We start from the raw sequence: 7375 nt of genomic DNA on the forward strand, positions 1-7375 counted from the left end.
GCCGACCTCTGCATGGAAGTGCGCACTACTCAGGTCACAGGGGCCGAGCAATGTGAGGACAACGGCGAGCAAGACGGCCCATACCGGGGCCGAGCCCGGGCCGCGCGTGCGCGGAATGGCATGCGTGAAGTGGGTCATCCCCCCTTCCCACTCCATATCGGTGACGGCCTTGCCGGCAGCGTGCGGACTCCCAGGCCCGGCCGGGTATCGGGCAGAAGCCCTGACGCGGATGGCCGTTCAGGCTTCGATGAGGCCGGCGCGGATCGCGTAGCGGGTGAGTTCCAGGCGGTCACGCAGGCCGAGCTTGTGCAGCAGGTTCTCCCGATGCCGGTGGACGGTCTTGATGCTGATGAAGAGCATCTCGGCGATCTCCTTGGAGGAGTGGCCCTCGGCCACGAGTTTGAGGACCTCCTCCTCGCGAGCGGTCAGCACCTGCTCGGGCGGCTCCTCACCATTGCGGACCCGGTCGAGGTAATTGCGGATGAGGGCGGTGACCGCACCGGGGTAGAGGAAGGGCTCGTCCCGCATGGCGGCCCTGCACGCCGCGACCAGGTCGCGGTCGGCCACGGACTTCAGCACGTATCCGCCGGCGCCGGCCTTCAGCGCCTGGAAGAAGTACTGCTCGTTGTCGTGCATCGTCAGCATCAGCACCCGCACTCCGGGCTTCAGGGCGAGAAGTTCCCGGGTGGCCTGCAGGCCGGTCATCCGGGGCATGGCGATGTCCATCACCGCCAGGTCGACCTCATGGGTGCGGGCCAGCTCGATGGCCTCCGCGCCGTCGCCGGCCTCGGCGACGACCTCGAGGTCCGGCTCCCGGTCGAGGATGAGCCGCACGCCGCGACGTACCAGCGCGTGGTCGTCGGCAAGGAGGATACGGATCACGGATGAGTGGGGCGTGGTCATGGCTGCTTCCTGAGGAGGGGCACGGTCAACCGGACCGCCGTACCGGCCTGCGGCTGGGAGGTGACATCCAGGGTGGCCCCGATCAGCAGGGCCCGCTCGCGCATTCCGCGCATTCCCGCCCCTTCTGCGGCGCCCCCGGTGCCGCGGCCGTCGTCGACCACGGCCAGCACCACCGCCCCGTCGGTGTGACGCACGCTCACCTCCACCTTTTCGGCCTCGGCATGGCGAGCCGCGTTGGTCAGGGCTTCCTGGGCGACGCGGTACAGCACCAGTTCCGTCTGCTGGTCCAGCACGGGCAGCCCGGTGTCGAAATGGCGCACCACGCGCAGCCCTACGTGGGTGGCGAACTCACCGGTCAGCGAGGTCAGGGCGCTGACCAGGCCGAGGTCCTCGAGCACGCCCGGCCGCAGCCGGCGTACGAGACGCCGTACCTCGTCCAGGCTCCCTCGGGTGATCTCCTGCACCTGCCGCAGTTCACCGCGCAGGGGCTCGTCCGCCTCGTCGGCGGCCCGCTCCAGCGACAGCAGGATCGCGGTCATGCTCTGGCCCACCTCGTCGTGCAGTTCCTGGGCGATACGGCGTCGTTCCGCTTCCTGCGCGAACAGGGCGCGGGCGCTGCTGGAGGCCCGTTCGTGCTCGAGGCGCTCGAGCATGGCGTTGAAGGTGCGGATCAGGTCGGCTGTCTCACCGCGGCCGCGTTCCGGCAGCCGTTGGCCGGGACGCAGCAGATCGACGGTGGTCATCAGCCGCGTGAGCCGGTCGAGGGGGGCCAGGCCGATCCGCAGCAGGGCCGCGTTGGCGACCAGCATGACGGCCAGACCGGCCACGAGGATGATCGCCTCGGTCAGCAGGACCGGTACGGAGACGGTCACCGGAGCCCACAGCAGCAGCGCGGTGGCGCTTCCCAGCACGACCGCGTTGAGCGCGAAGATCCGCCAGAACAGGGACACCGGGACGACGCCTTTCTTCATGTGACGCGGCTTTGTTTCTACTGTCGGTCACCGCACACCCCGAGCGAGAGCTGCGTCCACTGGTTCTGACCGGCCTGCTGTCCAGGCTGCCCGCTGTCCGTTGCGCCGTCGATGGGGCCCAGTGCCCATTTCTCAGCCCTGGCCTGCCCACGCCGCGATGGGGCCTGGGCCGTGCCGCAGATGGGTATCGCGCCCGATGGGTTCCGCGGGGCAGTGCGGCCACGGTGGAGGCAAGAACCCCCGTCTCTGACTTCTGGGCCCCACCGCAAAGCCCCCTCCTCGCCGTATCCGCTTCGTTGAAAGAAGGAACCGTCATGTCGCTCGATACGCCCCAGGCCGGAACCTGCCGTGAGCGGCTGACGGCACACGAGGCACGTCAGCGCCTCGAACACGAACGCACATCCCGCGTTACGCAGCTACAGGCCATCGACGAGGCCGGGTCGGCGGCGGAGGAAGGGGTGATGTCCGCGCAGAAAGACACCATCCAGCGGGTCCTCACCGAGGTCGAGGCTGCCTTCGCCCGTGTCCAGGACGGCAGCTACGGCATCTGCCGAAGCTGCTCCAAGCCCATTCCCGTCGAGCGCCTGGAGATCCTGCCCTACACGCCGTTCTGTGTCCCCTGCCAGCGCAACACCGTCTGACGACCGCCCGTCCGCCCGCCCTGCCCGAGGGGTGAATTGGTGAACCATCAGATCATCGACGACCGGCACGCGACCCTGTCGATCGAGGACCTCGCCGCACTGCGCGAGAACCTCCACGAGCAACGCCTGTTCCGCCAGGAACAGCTGCAACAGCTCTCGGCCGCCGCCGCGTCCCGCGCCGACGCGCTGCGTGCCCCTCAGGCGTCTTCCCAGATCGAGGTCCGCGTCAAGCTCGCCGCCTCCGCCCGTATGGTCCTCGCCGACGTCGAAGCCGCCCTCGAGCGGATGGACCAGGGCCGCTACGGCACATGCGACCTGTGCCGCAGGCCCATCGCCCACGCACGACTGATGATCGTGCCGCAGGCCCGCTACTGCGCCCGCTGCCAGCAGGTGAGGGAGGCCGGCCGGTGACCACCGCCCCCGTTCCCCGTTCCGCGCACACCCGGCACCGTTCGTGGCCCTGGTGCCGACGGTGCCACGGCATCGCCCTCGACCTGGGCAGCGCTCGCACCCGGGCCTGGACGTCCGGACGGCGCATGATCCTCGACGTGCCCACCGTCACCTTCTCGGGCGCCGGCGCCACTCACCCCGTCCAGCGCGGAGCGATCGTCGACACCCCTGGAACGGCCCGGATGCTCGACCGGTTGCTCGGCCACCGCCTGCCCCGCTTCGGCCGCCCCCTGCTGATCCTGACCACTCCCGTACTGGGCGGCATCGCCTTCCGAGCCGAAGCCCGCATCGCGGTCGGGGTCCTGCGCCCGCGCACCGTGCTGACCGTCCCCACCGCGCGGGCCGTGGCGATGGCCGGCCCCCTGCTTGTCGTCGACATCGGCGCCCATCTCACCGAGGTCACCCTCCTCACCGACGGTGCGGTGACCGACGCCCGCTGCACGACCCTGGGCACCAGCGACCTGGACAGCCTCATCCCACCTGCGCGGATCACCGAAGCGGTCGTCGCCATGGTGAACGCCATGCGCGACCAGGACCCGACCTCCCAGACGCTCGACGCCCTCCAACGGGGTGCACTGCTCGCCGGCGGGGGCGCGCTTCGAGCCGACGTGACCCATCGCCTCACCGGCCAGTTGCAGGCTCCCCTCCGGCCCGTGCCCGCCCCGCACACCGCGGCGGTCCGCGGCGCCGCCCGTCTTCTGCAAGCCGCCCACGCCCACCCCGCAGCGAGCGGAATCCCCGACGCCGCACACCACCCCTAGCCCGCCCCCGGTCTGCTCCCGGCCCGAGCTCGAGCAAGCGCCCGGCGAGGTGTCAGGTTCGTGCGGAAGGAGAGACATGGCCCGCGCACTACCCCCGGCACACCCTCCCGAAGAGCTCCCGCGCGTCCTGTTGTGGCGATGGCGGCGCAACCCGCTGCGCCGTCGTACCGATCTTGCGCAGGCTTGGATCGCCCTGGGCCTGTTCGTGGCCGTTCTGGCCGCCACCCCCGCCGCCGTGATCCTGGTGGGCGACAAGGCCCACCGCCACTACGAGGAAACCGCCCGGCATCAGATCGCCACCCGGCACGACACCCCCGCCGTACTCGTGCACGATGCTCCTCGGCATCCAGAACCGGGATCCGATGAGGCGAAGAAGGCGCTGTACCCGGTCACCGTCCGCTTCACCGACGCCCGAGGCCACATCGGCACGGCGAAGACAGACGTCGAACCCGGCCTGACCGCCGGCAGCACGACCCGCATATGGATCAACGCTGAAGGAAAGATCACCGACACACCGCTGACCACCGAACAGGTCCGCAACAGCGCCATCGTCTGTGCAGTCCTCGCCGCCATGGCCGTTCCCCTCCTTGGCCTGGCCGCATACACCTACGCGAACCGCAGGCTGGAACGGTACAACCTCGCCCAATGGGATTCGGCTCTGGCAGAGTGGCGCGCCAGCTCCTGAACTGGTCGCGGCGTTCCCCCCTCGCACGTCATGGTCACCAAAGGCCCAGGGATCCGGGAGACGGTGCGCGCCGCCCGACTGGTTCGTAGCAGCCCGGCGAAGCATTGAGTTGTAGCCGTGGAACGCATCCGAGCACCACTTCCGTGCCGAAGTATTGGTGCAGGACGCGCATCCGCACGGAAGGGACGGTCATCCGTTGTGCTGGACGCCACGACAGCGCCTCGGCTGGCCTTCGATGGCCACCGCGGGCATCGCGGAAGGCGGCTCGTGCGTCGCCGCCGTCGAGGAGGCTGGGCAAGAAGGCGCGGACCGGGTGGACGCTGCCGGGGTCCGGTTGACGTCGACGGGGGCTTGATTCGTTGCCGCGCGCCTGGTCGACAGCAAGGAGCGGCGCCGTACGACTGTGCGCACGCCCGCCGCCCGCAGCTCACCCAACCGGCTCGCGCGGCCCTGCCGCCCGTGGTGCGCTGTGGGTGTCGCGTGTCGTGCGCTGCCTCGTACGGAGGCCGGACACCCCTTGAGCACAGGGGCGCACTCGCACCGGGCGATGACGTCATGGACGGAGAGGAACTGAGGAACCGCGATGACGAAGAAGGCGAAGAAGGCGAAGAGCAAGGCCAAGAGCGAGAAGGTCACCCGGGGCGACAAGGTCACTTGGAAGAGCCACGGCAGCACCGCCGAAGGCACGGTCGTCCGCAAGCTCACTCGACGCTCCGAGGCGGCGGGCCGCACCGTGGCCGCTTCACCGGACGAGCCGCAGTACGAGGTGCGCAGCGCCAAGTCCGGCAGTACGGCGGTCCACAAGCCGTCCGCGCTGCGCAAGAAGTGAGCGGGCTCGATGCAGACCTTCTTGCCCCACCCGGACTTCCGTCAGACGGCCCTGCTGCTGGACCGGCGTCGACTGGGCAAACAGCGGGTCGAGGCTTTGCAGGTCCTGCGCGGCCTGACGGTGCCGGGATACGGCTGGCGTCGGCATCCGGCCGTACGGATGTGGGCGGGGTACGAGGAGGCCCTCGTACGGTACGGCCTGGAGGTCTGCCGGGTCTGGCGCGAACAGGGGCACCAGGACAGCTGCGCCGCCTCGCTGGTGGCCGGACTCGCAGCCTTGCACCCTGGCACCCCGGTGCGTGACCAGCCGGCGCTGGCGGCCGCGGGCGAACTGCCTCCCTGGCACGGTGATGAGGCCTTCCACGAAAGTCATCGTTCGGCCCTGGTCCGCAAGGACCCGGAGGTGTACGGCGAGCGGTTCCCCGGCGTACCCGACGACCTCCCCTACGTGTGGCCCGCGTCCGACAGGGAAGGGCTACCACGCTGACGGCGGTCCGGGAACAGCCGGGCCGGGCTCAGTTCCGACGCGTCGCGGGTCCAGGCGGACCGGCGAGAACCGGGCGCGCCTCCTCGACACCCGCCTCTCGACCCCCGCCTCCTCGACACCCGCCTCCTCGCCCCCCTGGCCCGATCCGGTTCGCACCGGACCCGCTGTCCGACGCCGCCGCACTGCCCTTGGTGGGCCTCACCGCGTGGCAGGCCCTGTTCGACCACGGCAAGCTGACGGCCGGACAGCGGGTGCTGATCAACGGCGCGGGCGGGGCGGTCGGCGGTCACGCCGTGCAGTTGGCCAAGAGCACTCGTTCCTGCGTGGTGGCCACGGCCGGCCCGCGCAGCGCCGAGGCGGTCAAGTCCGCCGGTGCCGACGAGATCATCGATCACACCACCACGAGTGTGACCAGCGAGGTGACCGAGCCGGTCGACATGGTGCTCAACCTCGCACCGGTCGATCCGGCCGAACTCGCCGCGCTCGTCACGCTGGTCCGTCCGGGCGGGGTCCTGGTCAACACGACCGTGTGGATGCCCGCTCCCAGCGACGAGGAGCGTGGCGTGCGCGGCATCGACCTGTTCGTCCGCAGCGACGCGGACCAGTTGGCGCACCTGGTCGAGCTGGTGGACCGCGAGGAACTGCGCGTCGCCGTCGCCGAGCGGGTACCGCTGGCCGAACTGCCGGCGCTGCACGCCCACGCGTCCGAAGGCGCGGTGCACGGCAAGGCCATCGTTGTCCCACTCACCGCCTGACCTCCGACTCCAGAGACCAGAGAGAGGGGGCTCGGACACGGTGACGCGGACGTGGACGCGGTCGCCGACGACTACGGACGACCGCGATGATCGACTCCGCTTCCGTGAGGTCGCCGCAGTGTCAAGGAGCAGGGCGGTGGAGTACCTGACCGTCTGGTCGTACTGCTGGGTGATCAGGCCGCACGGGACGGCCCGGGTCGTCAGCGAGGCGCCGAGTGCCGGCCGGCCGGGCGGGGCGTCGTCTGGCCGGGACGGGCAGACGCTGCCGATGTTCTTCGGCCTCGGCGGCAGACGGAAGCTGAACAGGTCGGTGAAGGCGAACGCGACCACCATCGCGCCGTGCGTGTCGACCTAGATCGACTCGATCTCGGCCTCGCAGGGTTGGCGGTCGTGACCGGGGCGGGTGGCGGGCTGTCCTCGGAGGACGCCGAGTGGAGGACGGACCTCCTGGTGGACCGGGTCGCCATCCTCTGGCGCGCCGTCCGGCGGACACGCGGCCGGGGTCCTCGGGCCGCGCGGCCCTCTTGGCCATCGCTCCTGGTCGTGCGCGCCAACGCCGCGCAGCCGCAGATCGCCGAGCCTGTACCCCGGCCGGGTCAGCACAAGGGGCATCCGCCCGGAAGCTGCGGTACTCATTGATCACGACCCGATACGCGGCCCCGGCGCCGTACCGAAGCCGCGATGAACAGGAAGCACTTCCGGAGGCGGTCATCCGATTGCTGCGGATGAGACAGCCTTCGCGAGAGTCGGAACGGAACGTCCAAAGCACAACGAGACACGTGGTCCGTTGTCTCGGTTTGGGGGAGCGTTCATGCTCAAGGTGAGCATCGTGGTGCCCGTGTACAACGCGGGCCGTTATATCGACATGTGTGCGCCGTCGCTGTTAGGCCAGAC

At 70.2% G+C, this 7375-nt stretch carries 9 protein-coding genes and 1 pseudogene; 7 read left to right on the plus strand and 3 right to left on the minus strand.

Going from position 1 to position 7375, the window contains the following annotated elements:
* Positions 1-237 precede the first annotated feature (237 nt).
* Both ABZ098_RS42590 and ABZ098_RS42595 read right to left on the minus strand, forming a co-directional pair.
* On the minus strand, positions 238-903 hold the full coding sequence (locus tag ABZ098_RS42590) for a response regulator transcription factor (RefSeq protein WP_356600024.1): 666 nt from the start codon (positions 901-903) through the stop codon (positions 238-240).
* Entirely contained in the window at positions 900-1853 is a 954-nt protein-coding gene (locus ABZ098_RS42595) for a sensor histidine kinase (RefSeq protein WP_356600044.1), read from the minus strand. Before ABZ098_RS42595 ends, ABZ098_RS42590 begins: the two co-directional genes overlap by 4 nt.
* Positions 1854-2188: 335 nt before the next feature.
* Between ABZ098_RS42595 and ABZ098_RS42600 the strand changes: the two genes are divergently transcribed.
* From ABZ098_RS42600 to ABZ098_RS42630, 7 genes are all read left to right on the plus strand, one after another.
* Positions 2189-2515 (plus strand): TraR/DksA C4-type zinc finger protein, encoded by a 327-nt coding sequence (locus ABZ098_RS42600; protein ID WP_356600026.1) that lies wholly within the window; start codon positions 2189-2191, stop codon positions 2513-2515.
* A gap of 36 nt (positions 2516-2551) precedes the next feature.
* Positions 2552-2926 (plus strand): TraR/DksA C4-type zinc finger protein, encoded by a 375-nt coding sequence (locus ABZ098_RS42605; RefSeq protein ID WP_356600028.1) that lies wholly within the window; start codon positions 2552-2554, stop codon positions 2924-2926.
* Positions 2923-3726, plus strand: coding sequence for a hypothetical protein (locus ABZ098_RS42610; protein WP_356600030.1), 804 nt, complete (start codon positions 2923-2925; stop codon positions 3724-3726). Before ABZ098_RS42605 ends, ABZ098_RS42610 begins: the two co-directional genes overlap by 4 nt.
* Before the next feature lie 76 nt (positions 3727-3802).
* Positions 3803-4411, plus strand: a complete 609-nt coding sequence (locus ABZ098_RS42615; RefSeq protein ID WP_356600032.1) for a hypothetical protein — start codon at positions 3803-3805, stop codon at positions 4409-4411.
* A gap of 583 nt (positions 4412-4994) precedes the next feature.
* Positions 4995-5240, plus strand: a complete 246-nt coding sequence (locus tag ABZ098_RS42620) for a DUF2945 domain-containing protein (RefSeq protein ID WP_356600034.1) — start codon at positions 4995-4997, stop codon at positions 5238-5240.
* A gap of 9 nt (positions 5241-5249) precedes the next feature.
* Positions 5250-5726: an MSMEG_6728 family protein gene (locus ABZ098_RS42625; RefSeq protein WP_356600036.1), complete on the plus strand. Its 477-nt coding sequence runs from the start codon at positions 5250-5252 to the stop codon at positions 5724-5726.
* A 191-nt stretch (positions 5727-5917) separates the two neighbouring features.
* Positions 5918-6481: a zinc-binding dehydrogenase gene (locus tag ABZ098_RS42630; RefSeq protein WP_356600038.1), complete on the plus strand. Its 564-nt coding sequence runs from the start codon at positions 5918-5920 to the stop codon at positions 6479-6481.
* Positions 6482-6646: 165 nt separating this feature from the next.
* Here ABZ098_RS42630 and ABZ098_RS42635 read toward each other — a convergent pair.
* Positions 6647-6814, minus strand: a pseudogene (locus ABZ098_RS42635) (hypothetical protein); the annotation flags it as partial.
* Between the last annotated feature and the right edge of the window lie 561 nt (positions 6815-7375).

Origin of the sequence: Streptomyces sp. NPDC006335 (genome assembly GCF_040612795.1) — a bacterium.
Lineage (GTDB): Bacteria > Actinomycetota > Actinomycetes > Streptomycetales > Streptomycetaceae > Streptomyces.